Below are 20,471 nucleotides of genomic sequence, written 5' to 3'. Positions count from 1 at the left end.
AATTGCATTAACTTTCCGACAAATTAATCAATTAGTTGCTGTGTCTAAATTCGTGAAAGGATATTTGAGTGCTGTCACAATATTATTAGGAAAACTGAAATTCTTATTATGACTGCTAGAAGTTGAATAAAGGTCTTTTAACAACTGATCGTGGGAGAAATCTATTGCTGCAAGGAGCTTTAAGTAAGGAGATTTTGAGGGGAATCTACAATTCTATATTGATCTACTTAATTCACTCCATTCCATTCACCTAAATCGTTATTAAGTGGTGCCGTTGATTGGAGTGAAGGGCGACGACTCCTGCGGGAAAGCGAGACAGGGGAGACCCCGGAGGGAGCAAAGCGACTGAGGAGGCTCACCGCTCGCCCGCGGAAAGCGTTCGCCTGTAACGGAAATCAACATTTTCATTTTTATTATAGAAGAAAAAATTCAATTACCTGAATTACTCAGTTTGTCTACAGTCTAAAAAAACCTTTTCCATAACAAGCGGAAAAGGTTTTTTTGGTTCTCAGTTAACTTGCTTTATTATCAATAATAACATTACGCTGGAATAAATCCGTGCTTTTCAAGCTCATTGAATACCGGCTTCAATTGGATATAACCTTCGCCGATCACTTCATCCTCAATAATGACAAGCGGATAGAAATATTCATCATTCCTCACTTGCTCCGCAATGCCTTTTTGTTTAGGATCGATAATGTCCGATTCGATATCAATATATTCAATGTCAATAGATTGCCCCGGATATTTCCTGCCAATTGCTGCCTGAAGCCACTCGTATGTATCCTTTGAAGAAGGCGCGTTCACACAGCTCGCGCAAATAATATCTGCCCCATATATTTCTATTTTCACATTGTTCTTCTCCATAATTACAACCCCTCCGATTCTCTATTGGATTTTTTCTTCAATCCAGTTTATAATAAGTATAATGAAAGGAGAGAAATAATACAATGACAGATACAGCTATGATGGAACCCGTACAAGAAGTTTTAAATAAATTGCGCCCATTCCTCCTGCGCGATGGAGGAGACTGTGAGTTAGTCGATATCGAAGAGGGAGTTGTTAAGCTCCGCCTATTAGGTGCATGCGGTACATGCCCGAGTTCGACAATCACGTTGAAAGCAGGTATTGAAAGAGCGTTGCTTGAAGAAGTGCCTGGAGTCGTGGAAGTAGAACAAGTATTCTAATTGAAAAAGGGACTGTCCAGAATGAAATTCTGTGACAGTCCCTTTTTGTTTACATTAATTAAAGGCAAGCGTCAAAAGTCGGCCGTCCCGCGTCCAAAGTAAAGCGTTCCGTACCCAAAACACTCTACCTCATTTAAAAATGAATCCTACTCTAGCGCTGCTCCCTAATTTCCTGCCATCTTTCTTTAGCCATCTCGATGATTTGCGGGTCGGTCGATGTCCTTTGGCTTTCAATAACCTTTGAAAAATTCCGGATTGCCTCTTCCTTATCACCGATTTGATGAGATAGCTCGGCCATCAAATACAATACCCTTGTCTCGGACATTTGGGTCCCTGCATGATCCCCCGCAGAATACGCTTCTGTATATAAATTACGTGATACCTTCCTGAACCGCATCCCCGAATCGATGTCGTTCTTGTCATCATAAAGCCAGGCGATTCGCAGCATGATGCCCGCCATCGTCAATGATTTTTCCTTTTTTACACTTGCACTTACGTATGCTAGTTTATAAGTTTCAATTGCCTCATCGATCGTCCGTTCATCCCCGAAGGATCTACCGCTCCAGAGGGATGTAATCTTTTGAGCGATTTCCTCTTTCACACCAGGTGCGAAATAACTGGAAAACTCATCGGTGAAGGCAAATCCACAGGAGGGGCAAACAGCCACATTATATAAAATCGGATTGATGTTTGAATCCGAATATACAGGTTTAAAGTCACTTTCATGCTTAGAGACACGGACGAAGCGTGAACGGATTTTTGTTGTAGTGAATTTCTCCTTACAGTTCTCGCATTCGATTTTCTTGGCATAAGTCGCACTTACTTCCATTCATCATCACCCTTTCGCACTATGTAATTCATTATACATCATCTTCATTTAATTGGAGTGAAGATAATTGCGTAAATGGTGAAATCATTGATATGATAGAGGAAAAGCGGGAAGGTGGATGTAAATGAAACAACATGTTGAAATTACTGAAGCTGCAGCATTTCATGTGAAAGAAATGATGATTCATAATGGTGAAGAAGGTTCATTCCTTCGCGTTGCAGTGAACGGCGGAGGTTGCAGCGGATTGACATATGGCTTAGGATTTGAAGAAGCAGCGTCCGAGGATGATTATCTTTTATCCCAGCATGGCATTCAGATCGTCGTTTCAAAAGACGATGCAGGAATCCTCGACGGGACCAAGGTCGATTATAAGGAGTCCTTGATGGGCGGTGGCTTCACAATTGAAAACCCTAATGCCATCGCATCATGCGGCTGCGGAACTTCATTTAGGACTGCCAAGAAAGTCGGTACCCCGGAAGTTTGCGAATAATATCCTTTAATTACTGCTAATGAGGACGTATTACTTATGATCCCTTTTCCAACCAGATGCTCCTTTCGGCTTCACTTGGTTGGGAAGGGTTTTATTGTTATATTCGAATTAATGATTTAAATCATTATGATGTTGAAAAGGCTTAGTAAAAAGGCTACTATTGAATAGTAGAAGTTTGTCGAATAAAGGCAAATGCCAGGACTGGGCAAATCGTCTCATATACCGATTTTAAACGGACCCGGCACATAATAAAACAAAGGTGGTTTCGATTTTCGTGAAAAGACCGACAATCTTAGTATTAGGTGCGGGTTACGGCGGTTTATCCACAGTCGTCAACTTGCAAAAATCAATTGGCACTGATGAAGCTGATATTGTGCTGATTAACAAAAATGAATATCATTACGAGTCGACTTGGCTACATGAAGCGGCTGCAGGAACATTATCGCCTGAACAAGTTCGTTATGATATCAAAGATGTCATTAACGAAGGAAAAGTGAAATTCGTTCAAGCTGAAGTTCAAGCAATCGATATCCAAGGTAAAGTCGTCACTTCTAATGTCGGTACACATACGTACGACTACCTTGTTATTGCACTAGGCTTCGAAGGTGAAACGTTCGGCATTCCTGGATTGGACAAGTATGCTTTGTCTATCGCTAACGTCAAAGCTGCACGTCAAATCCGTGAACATATTGAATATCAATTTGCCACATGGTCGCTTGAAGAAGAAAAGGACGATAGCCGTTTGACAATCATCGTCGGCGGAGCAGGTTTCACAGGAATTGAATTCCTTGGGGAACTTGGAAACCGTGTACCTGAACTTTGCAAAGAGTTCGATGTACCACAGGAAAAAGTTCGTGTCATCTGTGTAGAAGCAGCTCCAATGGTGCTTCCAGGATTCGATCCGGAATTGGTTGACTATGCGGTAAGACAATTGAAGTCTAAAGGAATTGAATTCTCAATCGGTACTCCGGTAGTAGAAGCGACTCCTGAAGGCGTTAACGTTAAAAAAGGCGAAGATGAGTTTGAATTCATCAAAGCCGGTACTGTCGTATGGGCTGCTGGAGTTCGAGGCAACCGCTTGATCGAACAAACTGGCATCGAAAACATGCGTGCACGTGTTAAAGTTGAAAAAGATCTTCGTGCTCCTGGCCATGCTGACGTATTCATCGTTGGTGACTGCGCATTGATGATCAATGAAGAAACAAACCGTCCATATCCACCAACAGCTCAAATTGCTATGCAGCAAGGTGATATGTGTGCGAACAACTTGATCGCATTGATGAAGGGCAACCCGACATCCGAATTCGTGCCGGATATTAAAGGTGCTATCGCATCCCTTGGTGATGACGATGCAATCGGTGTCGCTTTCGGTAAGAAACTGATGGGTAAAAAAGCATCATTCATGAAGAAGATGGTTGATAACCGTTCCCTTTATATGATCGGTGGATTAGGCCTTACTATTAAAAAAGGTAAGTTCAACTTACTTAAATAAGAGCTGCAATCATAAGATACTAAACACCCGCCTATTCAGTGGCGGGTGTTTTTTTAGGGGGGATAGTGTGGCGAATAAAAAACGCGGAAATGTATGGCTCGGTGCAGCGGGTATTGTCATGAACAGCAAAGGCGAATGGCTCGTCGTCAAAAAAACATACAGCGGGTTGAAAGGAATGTGGTCATTGCCAGCGGGTTTCGTGGAAGGGAATGAAACAGCGGACCAGGCAGCAATCCGGGAGGTGAAAGAAGAAACTGGGCTTGATTGTAAACTGGAAGGGATGGTTGGATTCCGTACAGGTATCCTGAAAGGGGAAGTCAGTGATAATTTGGCGTTATTCTTATTGCGTCCTGAACAGGAAAACCAGCTTTTAACGCCTCAGGAGAATGAAATCTCGGAAGTCGCTTGGAAGACCCCTTATGAACTGAAGGATGATCCGAATGTATCAGCAATGATTCATGAGATTGCAGAAAGGGCTATTGAATCGGGGCTATTGCAAATGGAGCAGATGGAACCGGGAGAATGGTTTGGTTACACATCCTATAAGCTGTTTTATAAAAAATGAATAAAAGTAGTGTTCAAATTTCGACAAATCATTGAAATGGCTTTAATTTATTGAAAGCATATATCCGTTCCTGTAAAATGGTGAATGGAAAGCGGAGGTAGACAATTTGGGAACAATTTCATTGACACATGTCGTTTTATCCATAATTATTTTCATGGTCATGTTTTTCGGAATAGGCTTTTTGCTGAATATGCTACTCCGTATGACGTGGTTGATGGCAATCGTCTATCCGATCGTCGTCATTTTGATAATCGATGAAGTGGGAGTTTTTGAGTATTTTACAAACCCAGGCCATTCATTCAGCCTGCTCGGTGAAAAAATCGTCTCTCTTCATGCAGCTGATATTATCATTCTTGCAAGTGGATTAGTTGGCGCAATCATTTCAGGGTTTGTCATCAAGCTGCTAAGGAAGCAAGGGTATCAGATGTTCTAATCGCTTCAGCCGGAAAGCACGACTGAAGCAAATTAAGATGCGGAAGGCAACCTAAGATCGTCACGCCCTGATAGTGCCTTAATTTCTGCAAAGAACGCAGAAATACGGCAAATCGAACCCTACGCTGTTCGATTCGCAATTACGCCGAGGCGTAATTGATCTAACAAAGAAGAAGGTGTTCCCTGTGGGAGCACCTTCTTCTTTTTAAATCATGAAAAACGAATAAATGATGGCGGATATGAAAATGCCCGTCATTGAGCCTGCAAAGACTTCGCTAGGCTTATGGCCAAGAAGGGTTTTCAGTTCCAAGATCTTTTGTGGTCCATCTTTCTGTGGCCAGCCTTTCACCTCTGTCACGAAAGTTTGAAAGTCCACCCTCATTTGGTTGATGATCAAAGCCTGTTGCCCCGCCTGGTAACGGATTCCTGTTGCATCGAACATGACGATGACCGCGAAGATTGCAGACACCGCGAATAAAGGAGATCCAAGGCCGACTTCGTAACCGATGGCAGTCGTCAGCGCAGACACAGCAGCTGAATGGGAGCTTGGCATTCCGCCAGTGGACGTCATCAATTTCCAGTCCAATTTCTTCGTCAATAAAAAATGGATTGGAATCTTAACGAATTGAGCGAAAACAATCGCAAATAATGCCGCGAGGAGCGGAGTGTTTTGCAATATGGACATGATTCCACTCCTTTGCTAATAAAAAATCTACACATAGTATACCATATCGTCACTCAGTGAAAATCGGAAGTCCGATTTTTTTGAATGATTATTTTGGTTCGACTGTGTGTTGGTATATAATAGAGGATGTAGGAAAAGTGGGAGGTAGTCAAATGAAAACATCATTTATGGAACCTGAATTCGGTAATGTAAATTCGGAAGTGCTAGTTATAGGGGTTCCTGAGCATCCGGAAAATATCGAAGGGTGGAAAACATTCGCCGACTCATTCAGTCCGCGTCTAATGGATTGGATCAAGGCCGGTGACATTAAGACTGATTTCAAGAAAATAAGTAAGATGCCAGCACTGGAACCGCTCGGATATGAGCGCATCGTTTTCGTCGGACTCGGAGCATCAAAGAAACTGACTGAAGACCGTCTACGTCAAGTATTCGCGGCTTTAGGCAAAGAATTGAAATCATCTAAAGCGTCATCCACGGCCATTTGGACTGCTCCGTTCACAAATGAGGACCTGACTTGCGAAGATGTCGTCTTCGCGGCTGCGGAAGGGATCGGCATGGGCTATTATCAATTTGAAGGGTATAAGACTGATTCGAATGAAAAGGACGTCGCGTTGGAAACAGTGACATTTTTAACAGCTGCGGAAAAAGATGAATTGAAGGCGGCATTTGAAGTGGGATGTACATATGCAAACGCGGTGAATGAGGCGCGTACGCTTGTCAATACACCGCCGAATATTCTAACCGCAACAAAAATGGCAGACTATGCCAACGAACTAGCAGAGAAATATGATTTCGAAATTGAAATACTAGGTAAGAAAGAGATGGAAGAACTCGGTATGGGTGCAATCTTGGCGGTCAACAAAGGCTCCGTCGAAGAGCCCCGTCTCATTGTGCTGAAATATGCCGGGACAGAGCAATGGGAAGACGTCATTGGTCTCGTAGGCAAGGGCGTCACGTACGATACAGGCGGCTACTCATTGAAACCCCGCGAAGGAATGGTCGGCATGAAAGGCGACATGGGCGGGGCAGCAGCAGTGCTTGGTGCGATGAGCATCATCGGCGAACTGCGTCCAGCGAAAAACGTCATCGCGGTCATCGGAGCGACGGACAATATGGTTTCAGGCGAAGCGTTTAAGCCGGACGATGTCATTACTTCATTGAGCGGGAAGACAATCGAAGTGTTGAACACAGACGCTGAAGGTAGGCTCGTCCTTGCCGACGCAGTTACGTACGCCAAGCAATCCGGCGCTAACTACCTGATTGATGTGGCAACGCTGACAGGAGGCGTCATCGTCGCGTTAGGAAATGATAAAACCGGCGCTTTGACAAATGATGAAGCATTCTTTGAAGAGTTCATGCAAGCTTCATTGGAAACTGGTGAATTCGTATGGAGACTGCCGCTTACGGAAAGCGATAAGAAACGGATTCGGAAAAGCGACGTCGCTGATTTGAACAACTCTCCGGGCCGTGACGGCCATATGATCTTCGGAGGTGGGTTTGTCGGTGAATTCGCGGAAAGCACTCCATGGATCCATCTCGATATCGCAGGCACGTCTGACGCATCTGCAGCCCATGACCTTGGTCCAAAAGGGGCGACAGGTGTCATGGTCCGTACACTTGCTACGCTTGTTGAACGTATGGCGGATGCAGAGCCGACTCATTAAAAATAATTACTAACAACCTAGACGCTATGACCAGGCGTTATTGATCCGGTTCATGGGCATCCGTCCCTCCTCACTTAGCCCTTCACGAATAGGATAAGTGAGAAAGGGGGATATAAATGGTTCGTTTTGATAATAGGTACCGCCGTTTTGACAGACGGCATGACGGGTTTGGATTTGGAGTAGGGGGGCCTTTTCTAGGAGGCTTGGTTGGCAGCTTTCTTGGGAATGCTTTATTCCCGCCTTATTATCCTTATAACTATCAGTATGGATATCCATACAATTACTACCCTTATGGTTATGGGTATCCTCCGTACTACAATTATCCACCATACAGATACCCTTATTAAAAAAACACACTCGGATTCCTCATTGGAATACCGAGTGTGTTTTTTAATCTTTTAGCCTTTTCATATTTTGCTCTCTCGCCTCATTGACAGCTTCCTTCAAATCATCTCCGACAGTCAAATCAGTTGGCTTGACTCCTGACATATAGGCGGCACGACCCATCAAATGGCCACCGATCGGTGAAGTGATGAATAAGAAAACGATTCCAAGAAGCAGGGAGATGCTGAAATGGTCCTCTTTCAACCAGAAATGAAAGAACACGCCGAGCAAAATACTTAGAACACCTAGCGTAGCACTTTTCGATGCTGCGTGTGCACGCGTATAAACGTCGGGCAATCGTAAAATACCGATCATCGTCACAAAGGTGAAAATGAGACCAACGAGAATCGACGTTACAATTAAGATATTAGCGATTACGGTCACGTTCAATGATCTCTCCTTTCTCAATGAACTTGGAGAATGACACGGTACCGATGAACGACATGATTGCAATCAGTAAAATGACATCAATGAAAAAGGCGGTGTCGAATAGAATCGAAATAAGTGCGATTGCCGAAATGAGCATGACACCTATTCCGTCAAGTGCGATGAGCCGATCAGGCACAGAAGGTCCGCGGAATACACGGAACATGATGCCAATCATCGACAATACGACGAGGATCAAGGATACCCATATGAACGTCATCATGCTCGGCTCACCTCCATAATCGCTTTTTCAAATGAATTTTTTATCGAATCAATCGCCTCGTCTACATCATCTACATCGATTGCGTGGATGTATAAAGTCCGTTGATCGTCGGATACATGAAGTACAATCGTTCCAGGCGTCAATGTGATCAAACTTGATAAAAGTGTAATTTCCCAATCTTGCTCCAGCTCGGTCGGCATTGCGAAAATCATCGGCTGGAGCTTTAGTTTAGGACGAATGACAAGCATCAAAACAGAAATATTTGAAAGCGTCAATTCTTTGAAGAAGAGGAGCGTCAATTTAACGGCCGCCCATAGACGCCAAATATAAAGCCTTGATGTGAAAAAGCGTCTCGTAATGATAATCAAGATCAATCCGATCAAGTATCCAATGATAAAAGTTGACGCAGTCAATGAGGAGTTCATGAACATCCAAATGACAGCGATAAAAAAGTTCAATAGTATTTGAAAGGCCATCGACATCTACTCCTTACTTTAACACCGCATCAATATAGATGGATGGTTGTAGTAATACGTCCGTGGCGTCTGTCACGTATGGTATGAGCCATTCTGTGCCGACCCCGTAAAGGACCGATAGGACGACTAGCACGATTGTCGGAAGCATCATGCGTGCGTAAGGCTTCCTTTTCGTTTTAGGCAGTTCCATTGGCTCTCCCCAGAACGCATAGATGAAAATCCGGATTACGGAGAGCAGCACGATCAAGCTGGACGCGAGGATAATGATGCTTCCCCAAACATTGCCCGCTTCAAATGCACCTTGTGCAATGAGCAATTTGCCGATGAAACCACTTAACGGCGGAATGCCTGCCAACCCGAAGGCGGCAATCAAGTAGAACCATCCAAGCGGGGCATGGGTTTTCATCAATCCACCCATTTTCCGCAAATTCGACGTACCGGTGACATAAATGATGATGCCGATTAAAAGGAATAATGCCCCTTTTATAAGCATGTCGTGCACCAAGTAGAAAATGGCGCCTGAAATACCGGCTTCATTCATTTGAGCGGCTCCGAATAGGATGACTCCAACCGCAATGACGATGTTATAAATGATGATCTGCTTCAAATCGAAGTACGCCAATGCTCCAACGCAGCCGACGATAACCGTCAGGACAGATACAACCATTAAGATTTCATGGGTGACTCCGACATTGTGGGTGAAAAACAATGTATAGGTCCTCATAATTGCGTACACACCGACTTTTGTCAGCAACGCACCAAATAGGGCGAGCACTGGGACAGGCGGTGCTGCGTATGATCCAGGCAACCAGAAGTAGAGGGGGAATATCGCTCCTTTTACCCCAAATACGATCAGCATGAGAACTGCAATCACCGTAATGATTCCAGGTTGGCCGATTTCTGTAATTTTCACCGAAATATCAGCCATGTTCAACGTACCGACGACTGAATAAAGATAAGCAACTGTAATAACGAATAGCGCTGAAGAAACGACATTGACAAGTATGTACTTGATCGATTCACGCAACTGCTTTTTTTCGCCACCAAGGACAATCAATAAGTAAGATGCAATCAGCAACACTTCAAAAAAGACAAACATATTGAATATATCGCCTGTCGTGAAAGCACCGTTCACACCGGTCACCATGAACAGGATGGCAGGATAGTAGAAGAACCTTTCCCGCTCTTCGCCGATTGCGGTGAAGCTGTAGACAACGACGAACAATGTTATCAATAGAGTTGTCGTCACTAGCAATGCGGAGAACATGTCCGAAACCATCGATATTCCGAACGGGGCAGGCCAACTGCCGAGCGTGACAGCTAGAACCCCTTCCGACTTAACGGTTACTAGCAAGTAGAACGAAGCGATCAGGCTGATGATGACACCGACCAATGACAGCGCTCGTTGGATTCGGACATTCTCTTTAAAGAACAGCAACAGAATCGCAAAAAGGAAAGGGAGGATGATCGGTAATAAAGGTAAGTTAATCATGTTCATCATTTCCTTTCAGTTGATTCATGTCATCGGTTTTATGAACAGCATAAGCACGGTAAGCCATGACGAGCATGAAGGCTGTCACACCGAAGCTGATGACAATTGCTGTTAAAATGAGCGCTTGCGGCAGTGGATCTGCAAAGTCCGTAACGCCTTCCGAAATGACCGGCGGCGCAAGTCCTCCAAGCCCTCCCATCGTCAGGATGAGCAAATGGGCGCCATGACTTAACAAACCGGTGCCGATGATAATTTTCAATAGACTTCTCGATAGGATTAAGTAAACTGCGGCGGTGAACAACACACCGATTAAAATAGCCATTACCAATTCCATTACGAATCCCCTCCAATTGACTGGATGATTGTAATAGCCGACCCGACGACGACGAGGAATACACCCGCGTCAAACACCATCGCCGTATGAAGGGAAGTCACCCCGAATAATGGCAAGGAAAAGTCATCGAAAGCATGTGTGAAGAACGGGACATTAAAGAAGATTGAACCAGCTGCTGTCCCGAGCGCCAATAGCAAACCGATCGCAGTCATGATCGTGAAATTGAATGGCAATGCTTTCTGTACGGTATTCAAATCAAAGGCTAACAATAGGAGGACGATTGCCCCTGTTGTCAGTAAGCCGCCGACGAAACCTCCACCCGGTGTATAATGCCCTGCAAAGAAAATATGGATGGAAAAAAGGAAAATGATGAAAAATATAACTTTTGTCGTCGTCTGTAAAATGACGTCATTTGTTTTCATCTGTACTCTCCTTTCTCGCCAAACGAAGTTTAATCATTCCTAGAACGCCGATTCCTGCAATCGCAAGGACGGCAATTTCGAACAATGTATCAAAACCACGGTAGTCCACAAGGATGACGTTAACAATATTGCCTCCACCGGCCTCCGTTTCGACAGTGTCTTTGTAATATTGGGAAATGGAAGCGACAAGTTTCTGTGAATGGGAAGACAATGCAACCAGCGTCACAGTCACGCCGACTCCGAGAGCAATAATGCCGTTAACCAGCTTATTGCTTTTCGTTTCTCCATGATCGGATAGCTTTGGCAAACGTTGGAATGCCAATAGGAACAGAGCAACCGATACTGTTTCAATGACCAATTGTGTAAGTGCTAAATCTGGTGCTTTGAAAATGACGAAGAACAGTGCGACCGAGTAGCCTACTGCGCCGAGTGAAATAATCGCCCCGAGCCTCGTTTTGGAGAGCAAAACGAAAGCGACTGCTAGTAGAAGAATGACGGCATTAATTAAACCGTACACACTTATTTTTGAAAAGCTGGACATGTCCACGACAAATGCATCTTGAAGGAAGAGCATCGCTACCGTCGTAACCGACAAGAATGCGAAGATGAATAACAGATACGTACGGATGAGCCCAGTCATGTACATGCGGGATAGCCTGTTCATTCCTTTTTCACTGAAAGTCATCGTTGCGTCATATAATCCATTCAAGGACAGTGACTCAGGTTGAATACCGTAGAATTTCTGCCATTTCGACAGCGACAAGTAAAGAAGACCACCGATAAGAATGATTCCGACCGTCATCCACAGTTCTACAGATGCGAAGCCATGCCAAGCTGAAACATGAACTTCTACTTCCGAAGGGTGGGAATATTGATAAGGCTGGATTGCCATGACAGCAGGCTTAACGAGCCACTTCCCGACAACATTCGGAATGAAGAAGATCCCGACGACAAGCATTGCTAGAATCACCGGGGATATGAGCATCCCAACAGGTGCTTCATGAGGTTCGAGCGGTAACGTTTCAACTTTCCGTTTTCCGGTGAATGTCTTGAACACAAAGTAAACGCTGTAAATGAACGTGAATACACTTGCTATCCACGCAACGACAGGGAAGACGATTCCCCATGTGGCGAAATTGAATAGTTCAAATTGACGGATTGCAAGCATCGATTGTAAGAACATCTCTTTACTAAGGAATCCATTGAAAGGCGGCAAGCCCGCCATAGACATAGAACCGATGAATGCAACAGTGAAACTGACAGGCATGATGCTCATCAGGCCACCAAGCTTACGGATATCTCGCGTCCCCGTTTCATGGTCGACAATTCCCGCAATCATGAACAAGCTGCCTTTGAATGTTGCATGGTTGATCAGATGGAAAATCGCAGCGAACATTGCAAAGGAGAATAACGCTTCATCCACGTGGAATGTAATAGCACCGGCGCCTAGAAGAGACATGATCAAACCGAGCTGACTCACCGTTGAAAATGCGAGAATTGCCTTTAAATCCGTTTGTTTCACCGCAAAGAGTGAGCCCCAGAACAACGTCAGCAATCCAATACCTGTTACAAGCCAGATCCACACTTCCGACACTGCGAAAATCGGAGTGAATCGGGCAACAAGATATAATCCCGCCTTGACCATTGTTGCTGAGTGCAAGTATGCACTAACAGGTGTAGGCGCTTCCATTGCATCTGGCAACCAAATGTAAAAAGGAAATTGTGCGGATTTCGTGAAAGCTCCTAGCAAAATAAGAACAAGAGCCAAAGTGAAGTATTCATGCCCCACAAATGAGGAGGATCCGGCAATCAATTCCCGAATGGAGAACGTGCCTCCCATAATTCCTAGAAGGACGAACCCTCCAAGCATCATCAGCCCGCCGAATACAGTTACCATCATCGATTTCAATGCACCGAATCTGGAACCGTCACGGGTGAACCAATATCCAATCAATAAAAATGATGAAATGGATGTCAGCTCCCAAAACAGATAGAGCGAAATAACATTATCCGATTGGACGACCCCGAGCATTGCGCTCATAAAAAGAAGAAGATAGACGTAGAAGTTGCCTAGCTTCTCCTTGTTCTTATCCAAGTAAAAGATTGAATACAATACAACGAGTGCTCCGATCCCTGTAATCAGCAGGGAGAATAAAATACTCAACCCATCCAAATAGGATACGAATGAGATGCCAAGCGTTGGAATCCATTGTAGTTCAGATAAGGCATGTCCACCGTCCATCGTCGTTTTGATGAACGTTGTATAATAAATGAATAAAACAACGGGGACGAGTAATACGAACCAACCAGTATGTATACCTTTTATCTTTCTAAATAGGAATGGTATGAACAAGGCCGCCACGATCGGCAGGAAAATCAGTAATACGAATTCCAAAGTAATCCTCCTTCCAATGAGTAAATCATTATTATTTACATTGTTTTAAAGTATAACGTAAATTGCAAGGGCTTGCATAGGGAACAATTAGACAATCGTTGCGAAATTGGTTTCTCTTCCTATATTATAGGGAAAGATAAAATATTTACGTTCGGGGTGTCAAATTGAGAAATCCTTATCTTTATGGCTATTTGCCGTTTTTGACCATTATTCTTTTCAGTTTAACGTTCGGTGTCTATATGGTGAGTGCATCGATTGTTTTCTTCGGCCAGATCGGTCTTTATGCAGGCATGCGGGAATTTCTGACGGATACACAGCTGCGCCTTTTTCTTCTTGTCATTTATTCGCTTGCTTTTTTTATGATGTTTTCGGCGTTGAAGCTAATTGCGGAAACAATTCATGAAACAGCGATGTTGTTCTTTTCGATTGATGCGGTAGGGGAGTCGTATAGTGAAGCGAAAAGCGGTAATCTCATCTATTTTATTGGTGCGCTTGCTTCGGTAGGCGGGATACAGTCGGTGAAGATTCTGCTGGCGGTTTTCCTGTTGACGACATTTGTCTACTTTATCTTTACTATGTTCAAGTTGAGCAAGTTCATGACGATGCCGAGCATGGTAGGTTTGTTGGTTTTTGAAATTCTTGTTTGGGGCATCTTTTTAACTGGTATCATTTACATAGTGTTGAAGCTTTATAACGGGGTTCTTGCGAGTCTTCCGGTGGTATAAACTATAAATGTTGATTTCAGCTACAGGCGGACGCTTTCCGCGGGCGTCGCTTCAGCCTCCTCACTACGCTTTCGCTTTGTTGCGGGGTCTTCAGCTGACGCTTATCCCGCAGGAAAAGCCGTAACGAAGAACGGCTTTTGCGAACAAAAGCGAAGCGTTGAGAGCATATCTTTGCACTTCGCCGCCTTTCGCTTCAATCAACGGTAACAACATTGTATACAAACATCATCATTTTGGAATATATAATAATTCATTAAAAGCGCGCAGGTGTATTTTCTGGTTGCTTTGACGTTGGATGGAGGCGGGTTTGTCGTATCCGATCCATACGGCTGTTGTGTACTGATCGTTCATTCCAGCAACCCACAAGTCTTTGTAGTGGTCTGTCGTTCCTGTTTTAGCGCCTGTATACGTTGTCGTATAGCGGATTCCTTTTCCGGTCCCGTTCAATACGACGTCTTCCATTAAAGTGCGAACTGTCCCAACGGTCGAGGGGGACCAGGCTCTCACCGGTTCGTCTTTCCAGTCGTATAGCACATTCCCTTCCCGGTCCTTCACAGCTCTGATTGCGTGGGGAGTTGAATACATGCCATCAACGAAACTGGAATATGCGGAAGCGAGTTCGAGAGGTGTCACTCCTCTATGGAATCCGCCAAGAGCGGCGGGGTAGGTGTAATCCTCTTCGGTTACATTTTTAAAGCCGAAGATTGTTAAATGACTAAAAGCTTCTTTAATCCCAACTTTACGGAACAGACGCACTGCCGCTGTGTTATGACTACGTCGGAATGCTTCCTTCACGGTCGTCATCCCGTACGTATAGCCGCCAATATTCGTGGGGCAGTATGAACCGATGCAAATATTGCTGCTGTCGATTGGTGTACTCTCCTTGTAAGGTCCGCTTTCAAGATAAGGGGCGTAGACAAGCAATGGCTTTATAGCAGAGCCGGGCTGTCTGACAGCCTGGTAGGACCTGTTGAAGTCCCCTTTGCGAAAACCTTTTCCCCCGTATATACTCACAATTTCTTTCGTTGTATTATCAATCACTGCTGCACCCGCTTGTAGATCCTTCATTTTTAAGAGGGAAGACAGGGAGGTTTCATCATGTTTTTGCTTTACGGGATCCAGGGCCGTTTCAATTTGGATTCCGTCGGCGATTACATCCGCAGTCCGTTTTTTCAAAGCTACGATTTTCGATTGCCTTTCACTTTGTGTCGTTGAAGCTGCGATTGATGCCGTGAACCCTTCAGAATGACCGATTAATTCTTCCAGCTCGGCTAATACGTATGAGCTATACATGTTGAATTTATTTGCCTTGGCTTTCACATTCAACACGATCTCTTCCTGCTTCCACGTTTCGGCTTCCAGCTCCGTAATGACGCCGTTCGTTGATAGAACGGATAAGAGAAGCTCTTGCCGCTTTTTTGTTAGGTCGAAATGACGCAGTGGATTGTATTTGGAAGGATTGTTCGGGATTGCAGCAATGAATGCCATCTCCGCAGGACTTAGCTGATCAAGCGGACGATTGAAATAATAAGTGGCGGCTGCTCCGATTCCATATACTTGATTGCCGAAAAACATTTCGTTCAAATACATACCGAGGATGTCATCTTTTGACGACTGTTTTTCAAGTTCAGCCGCGTAAAGCAACTCTTTGAATTTACGTTCATATGTCTTTTCTGTCGTCAGGAACCGCATTCTGACAACTTGCTGCGTAATTGTCGAGGCTCCCTGGCTCATGTCTTCACTTCTCGCATTGATGGCGAATGCCCGAACGATAGCTGCGACATCATACCCTTTATGTTCAAAAAATCCTTGGTCCTCACTAATTAGGAATAGTTGCTGAATAAAATCGGGAATGGAATCCAACGGGAGTGGCTGTCTCCATTCCACATACTCCTCGGCAAAAATCTTGCCGTTCCGATCTGTCATTGATATTGGAATACTGATGGCTGGTTCGGTAAGTTCAATCGTTTCGCCAATTGTATTTTTCAAGACCTGCGCTTCCGACCATTCTCTGGCAACGCCTTGCTGAATGAAATAGAGCAGGGGAATCATCATTAGTATTAATAAAAAGCTCGTGAGTCTTTTCACAATAGCCCCCCTTCCTATTAAAAAATAATAGCACATTTCCGATTTGGAAATGTGCTAAATTCACATATTCGTTTGTCTGTTCTCCTCCGCTAGGAAGTCTTCAAAGTCCTGTACGGGCTTTCTTTTTGCATAATAGAGGAAACCAAATCCTATTAGGAAAAGGACTCCCGTCAAAATGAACACGGACGAAATGCCGATGAACCCACTGACAATCCCGCCGAACATCGGTCCAATAATATTGCCGAGGAAACGGAAGCTCGTATTATAACCCATCACTTCCCCTTGGATATTCACCGGAGCTTCCCTCCTGACGAGGGCAGTCGTGATAGGGATCATCCCGCCGATGGCAATCCCGAACAGAAGTCGGCAAATCATCAACTGCCAGATGGACGTGACAAATGCCTGCGGAATGATGAAGATAAAGGATAGAAGAAGCAGAGCACCGAGCACTTTCTCATATCCGATGTCATCCCCCATTTTCCCCCATTTCCGGGCGAAAAGAAGATTGCCGACCCCTGCGGCACTAAACGTCAGACCCGCCAGAAATGCTACATTTTGTGAATCCGTTAGACTGGCCACGTAAAGCGATAGAAGCGGCTGGATGCTGAAGTTCCCGATTTGGATCAACGCGGTTACGATCATGACATTCAGCATTAATCGGTGATGAAGCAAACCGCCAAGTATCGTCTTCCTTGAGTAGTTTATCGCCTTTTCATTTTTCACTTTCTTTTGTTCCTTAATGCCAAACAAAACAATCAGTGCCGCCACAACGACTGAAAGCGAAGTGATGATGAATGTATATTGGAATCCGAATGCATCTGCCATTAATCCGCCTAACACGGGTCCAAAAAGAGTCCCCGTCACACTTCCCATTTGCAACGTCCCTAGCTTTTTACCGGCTTCTTCCCTTGCCGTCTGGGATGAAACAAACGCGAGTGATGTCGGTATGAAGCCGGTGACGACCCCGTTGAATAACCGCAGGATGAAGAATGTTTCGACAGAATTGACGAATCCCATCATAAAGACAGATATTGCAATTCCGAAGCCATTAATAATCAATATCGGTTTAAATCCGTATTTATCGGCAATCCGTCCCCAAATCGGTGACATGATTAATGCTGTTATGAACGTCGCCCCGAAAATCAATCCCGCCCATTTTTGGACGTACGCATCTGAATGATTTCCGAATGTTTCTATGTATAAAGATAGGAAAGGCATGATCATCGTCATCGTACCGGCAACGAGGAAGTTTGCGACCCAGATGATGATGAAATTCCGTTTTTGTACATTCATGTAAGTGACCCGCTTTCATTTGATACGCCGACTTTCATGCACCTCGGCGACGCATTGATTGGCAAACGTTATCAGAGTAGGGATTCCCTTTGCTTGATGCCAGTAAACGTATGTATGTTTCATTCATTATAGGACATTTCGGAGTCCGAAGGAAATTTCGTGCTTATCAATCGAAAATAAAAGAAGGTTATGGTAAACTGTTTCAGGGTGAATGATTATGAAAAAGATGTCGCTATCTTTGCTGTCGGTCTTTCTACTATTGCTTCTTGCCGCTTGTGGTCAAGGTGATCAAAAAGAGCAAGAAAAAGCAACAAATGGATCGGCGACTACGCAAAATGAAGACGAAGAGCAAGACCAGCAATCTGATGACAAATCATCAGATGAAGCGACCAATGAGGAGGCCACTACTATGTATCCACAATTATCGAATGAAGTTGCAGCGAACGAAGCTCTTGTCGTCATGAATACGACAATGGGTCCAATTAAAATTAAACTATTTCCAGAACAAGCGCCAAAAACAGTCGAGAACTTTTTGACACATGCAGAGAACGGTTACTATGACGGAATCATTTTCCACCGTGTCATTAAAGATTTCATGATCCAAGGCGGCGACCCGACAGGTACAGGTATGGGCGGGGAAAGCATCTACGGTGATTCATTCGAGGATGAATTCACGATGGATCTATTCAATTTAAGAGGGGCATTGTCGATGGCGAATGCTGGCCCGAACACGAACGGCAGCCAATTTTTCATCGTGCAAGCTTCAACTCCACCAGGAACAGCAGCACAACTTACTCAAGGTGGCTGGCCAGAAGAAATCGCCAAAGCGTATGAAGAGAATGGCGGAACTCCTCACCTTGATCAGAAGCATACCGTTTTCGGTCAAGTAATCGAAGGAATGGACATTGTGGATAAAATTGCAGCTGCTAAGACAGGAAGAGCAGACAAGCCGGTTGAAGAAATTTCAATCGAGTCAATCGAAATCATCCAGAAATAAGACAGGTTAGGAAGTGTACGTAAATGAACGTTTTCCTTATGCCGTTCCTTTACTTTCCAGAAGATAAATCAGAATATATTCCAGCAGCGATTTCCTTTTTCTTTTTCATGATTCTTCTTGTGATCACGTTTATGTGGATCAGGCGGAACTCGAAAAAACAGGAAGAGGAAACACGTGAACTGGAAGAACGAATCTTGCGCGAACGCCGCGAAGCGAGAGAAAAGCAAGAACTTCAATAAAAAATGCATGATCCGATTTTATGGATCATGCATTTTTATTATTTATTGCATAGCTTTAATAAATCTTGCCACTCCATCTTCAACAATCAACCGGGGAGCAGCAACGTTCATGCGAAGGAATCCATGGCCTGCTTCGCCATACTTCGATCCTGGCTCGAGCGCAAGTTTTCCTTTATTCAAAAGCCTGTCCATCATCTCTTCTTCAGAAAGTCCGGTTCCTCGGTAATCAATCCACAATAAGTACGTCGCTTGCGGTTTTTGAATCTGGATTCCAGGAACGGCCTCCGTTACTGTACTGATGACATAGTCCATATTGGATGAAATAGTCTCGAGCAAGTTTTCCAGCCATTCTTCACATTCCGTGTATGCGGAAATTAGGGCTGAAGCGGCAAATGCATTCAATTCCATTTGACCGTGAGCCAACGCACTTTGCTGCAATGCTTCCCGAAGGTCGTCCTCTTTTGTAATCATGACTGCAGCCTGTACACCCGCCAAGTTGAATGTTTTTGTAGGTGCGACACAAGTGATGACGCGTCCGCCTTCTTCTTCTGCTAACACAGCTAAAGGAATATGCTTGGATCCAGGAAGGACAAGGTCTGCATGGATTTCATCGGATAGGATCAACACATCATATTGTTTACAAAGGCGAAGGATATTCCGCAATTCCTCTTCTGTCCAAACAACGCCCCCTGGGTTGTGCGGATGGCATAAGATGAATAGCTTAACACCTTGCTGCAAGCTTTTTTCAAAAGCATCGAAGTCGATCGAGTAGTTGCCGTTCTCTTCGCGTAGTCTGCACTCAACAATATTCCGCTTCTGATGCCCTGGTACATTGAAGAACGGCGGATACACAGGCGATGTAATTAAGATATTATCTCCGGCACTCGTGAACGTCTCCACAACCGTAGCGATTGCAGGAACGACGCCATGATGGAAGAGCATCCAATCATTTTCAGTTTCCCATCCATGGCGTGATGAAAGCCAAGTCCGGACGGAGTCTTTACACTTTGCACATATATATGAATATCCGAAAACACCATGATCCAGGCGTTCCTGCATGGCTGCAAGGATTGGTTGAGGTGCCTTGAAATCCATATCAGCAATCCACATCGGCAAGACTTCAGAAGCGTCTTCCAAGCCGTAAATGGCTTCCATATTGCCCCATTTCACAGAACGGGTATTTTTTCGATCAATAACTAGTTCGAATTCATTCATGCTAATATCCCTCATTTCCTTTTTTCTTTTCCATTACTATGCTATCATAAATGCAAGAAAAGAAAAAAATAAGGTGACTTATCGTGCAAACAATCGAAATGAATAAAAAAGCAATCTTGCTGCTCGAAGAATGGGATCCTTTTAATGTCGGCAGAAAAGCATATGAACTAGAAATTGCCGATGTTGTTGCAGAGCTTCAAGTTCTTGATCATCCGACCGATCTTGCAAAACGGATCCGTGAGATCTATGAACATTCTTATGAACTATGGATTCCGATAGAGAAATGCATGCAAATAGCTTATAAGTTAGTGGCGATAAAATACGAAGCAAAATGTATAGTCTAAAATTATTCCGCATCTACGAAAATGTAGATGCGGTTTTTTTATTTGAAACATTTAAGGAATTCCTTTCGTATCAT

At 44.2% G+C, this 20,471-nt stretch carries 23 protein-coding genes; 10 read left to right on the top strand and 13 right to left on the bottom strand.

Annotated elements, in window-relative coordinates:
* Nucleotides 1-540 precede the first annotated feature (540 nt).
* Entirely contained in the window at nucleotides 541-867 is a 327-nt protein-coding gene (locus tag M3152_RS16150) for a YuzD family protein (protein WP_251696711.1), read from the bottom strand.
* Between the two features lie 83 nt (nucleotides 868-950).
* On the opposite strand from M3152_RS16150, the gene M3152_RS16145 reads away from it, so the two are divergent.
* Entirely contained in the window at nucleotides 951-1,187 is a 237-nt protein-coding gene (locus M3152_RS16145) for a NifU family protein (RefSeq protein WP_060210554.1), read from the top strand.
* 151 nt (nucleotides 1,188-1,338) lie between these two features.
* On the opposite strand, the gene M3152_RS16140 is transcribed toward M3152_RS16145, so the two are convergent.
* Nucleotides 1,339-2,016, bottom strand: a complete 678-nt coding sequence (locus M3152_RS16140; protein ID WP_251696709.1) for a DUF2225 domain-containing protein — start codon at nucleotides 2,014-2,016, stop codon at nucleotides 1,339-1,341.
* 124 nt (nucleotides 2,017-2,140) lie between these two features.
* On the opposite strand from M3152_RS16140, the gene M3152_RS16135 reads away from it, so the two are divergent.
* The 4 genes from M3152_RS16135 (at nucleotide 2,141) to M3152_RS16120 (ending at nucleotide 4,996) form a co-directional block, all read left to right on the top strand.
* Nucleotides 2,141-2,506 (top strand): HesB/IscA family protein, encoded by a 366-nt coding sequence (locus tag M3152_RS16135; RefSeq protein WP_251696707.1) that lies wholly within the window; start codon nucleotides 2,141-2,143, stop codon nucleotides 2,504-2,506.
* 274 nt (nucleotides 2,507-2,780) lie between these two features.
* The gene (locus tag M3152_RS16130) at nucleotides 2,781-3,998 is read left to right on the top strand and encodes an NAD(P)/FAD-dependent oxidoreductase (RefSeq protein ID WP_251696706.1); all 1,218 of its coding nucleotides are present in this window, start codon (nucleotides 2,781-2,783) and stop codon (nucleotides 3,996-3,998) included.
* A gap of 67 nt (nucleotides 3,999-4,065) precedes the next feature.
* Nucleotides 4,066-4,563 (top strand): NUDIX domain-containing protein, encoded by a 498-nt coding sequence (locus tag M3152_RS16125; protein WP_251696704.1) that lies wholly within the window; start codon nucleotides 4,066-4,068, stop codon nucleotides 4,561-4,563.
* Nucleotides 4,564-4,669: 106 nt separating this feature from the next.
* Entirely contained in the window at nucleotides 4,670-4,996 is a 327-nt protein-coding gene (locus M3152_RS16120; RefSeq protein WP_285847262.1) for a YuiB family protein, read from the top strand.
* A 204-nt stretch (nucleotides 4,997-5,200) separates the two neighbouring features.
* Here the strand turns inward: M3152_RS16120 and M3152_RS16115 are convergent, their stop codons facing one another.
* Nucleotides 5,201-5,680 carry a divergent PAP2 family protein gene (locus tag M3152_RS16115; RefSeq protein ID WP_251696702.1) on the bottom strand — a complete coding sequence of 160 codons (480 nt, stop codon included), beginning with the start codon at nucleotides 5,678-5,680 and terminating at the stop codon, nucleotides 5,201-5,203.
* Between the two features lie 152 nt (nucleotides 5,681-5,832).
* Here M3152_RS16115 and M3152_RS16110 point away from each other — a divergent pair, with 152 nt between their 5' ends.
* Nucleotides 5,833-7,344, top strand: a complete 1,512-nt coding sequence (locus M3152_RS16110) for a leucyl aminopeptidase (RefSeq protein ID WP_251696700.1) — start codon at nucleotides 5,833-5,835, stop codon at nucleotides 7,342-7,344.
* Nucleotides 7,345-7,734: 390 nt separating this feature from the next.
* On the opposite strand, the gene mnhG is transcribed toward M3152_RS16110, so the two are convergent.
* Genes mnhG through M3152_RS16075 form a run of 7 tightly spaced genes read right to left on the bottom strand, consistent with a single transcriptional unit; the run spans nucleotide 7,735 to nucleotide 13,496 of the window.
* Nucleotides 7,735-8,112, bottom strand: coding sequence for a monovalent cation/H(+) antiporter subunit G (mnhG, locus tag M3152_RS16105; RefSeq protein ID WP_251696865.1), 378 nt, complete (start codon nucleotides 8,110-8,112; stop codon nucleotides 7,735-7,737).
* Nucleotides 8,096-8,377, bottom strand: a complete 282-nt coding sequence (locus tag M3152_RS16100) for a Na(+)/H(+) antiporter subunit F1 (RefSeq protein WP_251696698.1) — start codon at nucleotides 8,375-8,377, stop codon at nucleotides 8,096-8,098. The genes mnhG and M3152_RS16100 overlap by 17 nt, the downstream gene beginning before the upstream one ends.
* Nucleotides 8,374-8,853 carry a Na+/H+ antiporter subunit E gene (locus M3152_RS16095; RefSeq protein WP_251696696.1) on the bottom strand — a complete coding sequence of 160 codons (480 nt, stop codon included), beginning with the start codon at nucleotides 8,851-8,853 and terminating at the stop codon, nucleotides 8,374-8,376. The genes M3152_RS16100 and M3152_RS16095 overlap by 4 nt, the downstream gene beginning before the upstream one ends.
* A gap of 13 nt (nucleotides 8,854-8,866) precedes the next feature.
* Nucleotides 8,867-10,345, bottom strand: a complete 1,479-nt coding sequence (locus M3152_RS16090; RefSeq protein WP_251696695.1) for a Na+/H+ antiporter subunit D — start codon at nucleotides 10,343-10,345, stop codon at nucleotides 8,867-8,869.
* Nucleotides 10,338-10,679: a Na(+)/H(+) antiporter subunit C gene (locus M3152_RS16085; RefSeq protein WP_060210564.1), complete on the bottom strand. Its 342-nt coding sequence runs from the start codon at nucleotides 10,677-10,679 to the stop codon at nucleotides 10,338-10,340. Before M3152_RS16085 ends, M3152_RS16090 begins: the two co-directional genes overlap by 8 nt.
* Nucleotides 10,679-11,101, bottom strand: a complete 423-nt coding sequence (locus M3152_RS16080) for a Na(+)/H(+) antiporter subunit B (RefSeq protein WP_251696693.1) — start codon at nucleotides 11,099-11,101, stop codon at nucleotides 10,679-10,681. The genes M3152_RS16085 and M3152_RS16080 overlap by 1 nt, the downstream gene beginning before the upstream one ends.
* Complete coding sequence (locus M3152_RS16075; protein WP_285847260.1) at nucleotides 11,088-13,496, bottom strand: Na+/H+ antiporter subunit A; 2,409 nt, start codon at nucleotides 13,494-13,496, stop codon at nucleotides 11,088-11,090. Before M3152_RS16075 ends, M3152_RS16080 begins: the two co-directional genes overlap by 14 nt.
* 164 nt (nucleotides 13,497-13,660) lie before the next feature.
* Between M3152_RS16075 and M3152_RS16070 the strand changes: the two genes are divergently transcribed.
* Nucleotides 13,661-14,221: a DUF5366 family protein gene (locus tag M3152_RS16070; protein ID WP_251696691.1), complete on the top strand. Its 561-nt coding sequence runs from the start codon at nucleotides 13,661-13,663 to the stop codon at nucleotides 14,219-14,221.
* Nucleotides 14,222-14,449: 228 nt separating this feature from the next.
* Here the strand turns inward: M3152_RS16070 and M3152_RS16065 are convergent, their stop codons facing one another.
* Nucleotides 14,450-16,309 (bottom strand): transglycosylase domain-containing protein, encoded by a 1,860-nt coding sequence (locus tag M3152_RS16065; protein WP_251696689.1) that lies wholly within the window; start codon nucleotides 16,307-16,309, stop codon nucleotides 14,450-14,452.
* 60 nt (nucleotides 16,310-16,369) lie between these two features.
* The gene (locus M3152_RS16060; RefSeq protein WP_251696687.1) at nucleotides 16,370-17,602 is read right to left on the bottom strand and encodes an MFS transporter; all 1,233 of its coding nucleotides are present in this window, start codon (nucleotides 17,600-17,602) and stop codon (nucleotides 16,370-16,372) included.
* 217 nt (nucleotides 17,603-17,819) lie between these two features.
* Between M3152_RS16060 and M3152_RS16055 the strand changes: the two genes are divergently transcribed.
* Together M3152_RS16055 and M3152_RS16050 are read left to right on the top strand one after the other, a co-directional pair.
* A complete protein-coding gene (locus tag M3152_RS16055; RefSeq protein ID WP_251696685.1) occupies nucleotides 17,820-18,599 on the top strand; it encodes a peptidylprolyl isomerase in 780 nt (259 codons plus the stop codon).
* A 23-nt stretch (nucleotides 18,600-18,622) separates the two neighbouring features.
* Nucleotides 18,623-18,838, top strand: a complete 216-nt coding sequence (locus tag M3152_RS16050) for a hypothetical protein (protein ID WP_251696684.1) — start codon at nucleotides 18,623-18,625, stop codon at nucleotides 18,836-18,838.
* Nucleotides 18,839-18,880: 42 nt separating this feature from the next.
* On the opposite strand, the gene M3152_RS16045 is transcribed toward M3152_RS16050, so the two are convergent.
* Nucleotides 18,881-20,053 carry a MalY/PatB family protein gene (locus tag M3152_RS16045; RefSeq protein WP_251696682.1) on the bottom strand — a complete coding sequence of 391 codons (1,173 nt, stop codon included), beginning with the start codon at nucleotides 20,051-20,053 and terminating at the stop codon, nucleotides 18,881-18,883.
* 83 nt (nucleotides 20,054-20,136) lie between these two features.
* Here M3152_RS16045 and M3152_RS16040 point away from each other — a divergent pair, with 83 nt between their 5' ends.
* Nucleotides 20,137-20,397, top strand: a complete 261-nt coding sequence (locus M3152_RS16040; protein ID WP_251629402.1) for a DUF1871 family protein — start codon at nucleotides 20,137-20,139, stop codon at nucleotides 20,395-20,397.
* Nucleotides 20,398-20,471: the final 74 nt, after the last annotated feature.

Source organism: Sporosarcina luteola (assembly GCF_023715245.1).
Taxonomy (GTDB): domain Bacteria; phylum Bacillota; class Bacilli; order Bacillales_A; family Planococcaceae; genus Sporosarcina; species Sporosarcina luteola_C.
This window is presented reverse-complemented; position numbering and strand designations above follow the sequence as displayed.

What these genes read in the sequence shown, in the direction of transcription:
- M3152_RS16045 (WP_251696682.1), bottom strand. Translation starts at nt 20,053, where the DNA reads ATGAATGAATTCGAACTAGTTATTGATCGAAAAAATACCCGTTCTGTG.
- M3152_RS16090 (WP_251696695.1), bottom strand. Translation starts at nt 10,345, where the DNA reads ATGATTAACTTACCTTTATTACCGATCATCCTCCCTTTCCTTTTTGCG.
- M3152_RS16085 (WP_060210564.1), bottom strand. Translation starts at nt 10,679, where the DNA reads ATGGAATTGGTAATGGCTATTTTAATCGGTGTGTTGTTCACCGCCGCA.
- M3152_RS16095 (WP_251696696.1), bottom strand. Translation starts at nt 8,853, where the DNA reads ATGGCCTTTCAAATACTATTGAACTTTTTTATCGCTGTCATTTGGATG.
- M3152_RS16060 (WP_251696687.1), bottom strand. Translation starts at nt 17,602, where the DNA reads ATGAATGTACAAAAACGGAATTTCATCATCATCTGGGTCGCAAACTTC.
- M3152_RS16110 (WP_251696700.1), top strand. Translation starts at nt 5,833, where the DNA reads ATGAAAACATCATTTATGGAACCTGAATTCGGTAATGTAAATTCGGAA.
- M3152_RS16055 (WP_251696685.1), top strand. Translation starts at nt 17,820, where the DNA reads ATGAAAAAGATGTCGCTATCTTTGCTGTCGGTCTTTCTACTATTGCTT.
- M3152_RS16145 (WP_060210554.1), top strand. Translation starts at nt 951, where the DNA reads ATGACAGATACAGCTATGATGGAACCCGTACAAGAAGTTTTAAATAAA.
- M3152_RS16150 (WP_251696711.1), bottom strand. Translation starts at nt 867, where the DNA reads ATGGAGAAGAACAATGTGAAAATAGAAATATATGGGGCAGATATTATT.
- M3152_RS16050 (WP_251696684.1), top strand. Translation starts at nt 18,623, where the DNA reads ATGAACGTTTTCCTTATGCCGTTCCTTTACTTTCCAGAAGATAAATCA.
- M3152_RS16100 (WP_251696698.1), bottom strand. Translation starts at nt 8,377, where the DNA reads ATGATGACGTTCATATGGGTATCCTTGATCCTCGTCGTATTGTCGATG.
- M3152_RS16115 (WP_251696702.1), bottom strand. Translation starts at nt 5,680, where the DNA reads ATGTCCATATTGCAAAACACTCCGCTCCTCGCGGCATTATTTGCGATT.
- M3152_RS16135 (WP_251696707.1), top strand. Translation starts at nt 2,141, where the DNA reads ATGAAACAACATGTTGAAATTACTGAAGCTGCAGCATTTCATGTGAAA.
- M3152_RS16140 (WP_251696709.1), bottom strand. Translation starts at nt 2,016, where the DNA reads ATGGAAGTAAGTGCGACTTATGCCAAGAAAATCGAATGCGAGAACTGT.
- M3152_RS16080 (WP_251696693.1), bottom strand. Translation starts at nt 11,101, where the DNA reads ATGAAAACAAATGACGTCATTTTACAGACGACGACAAAAGTTATATTT.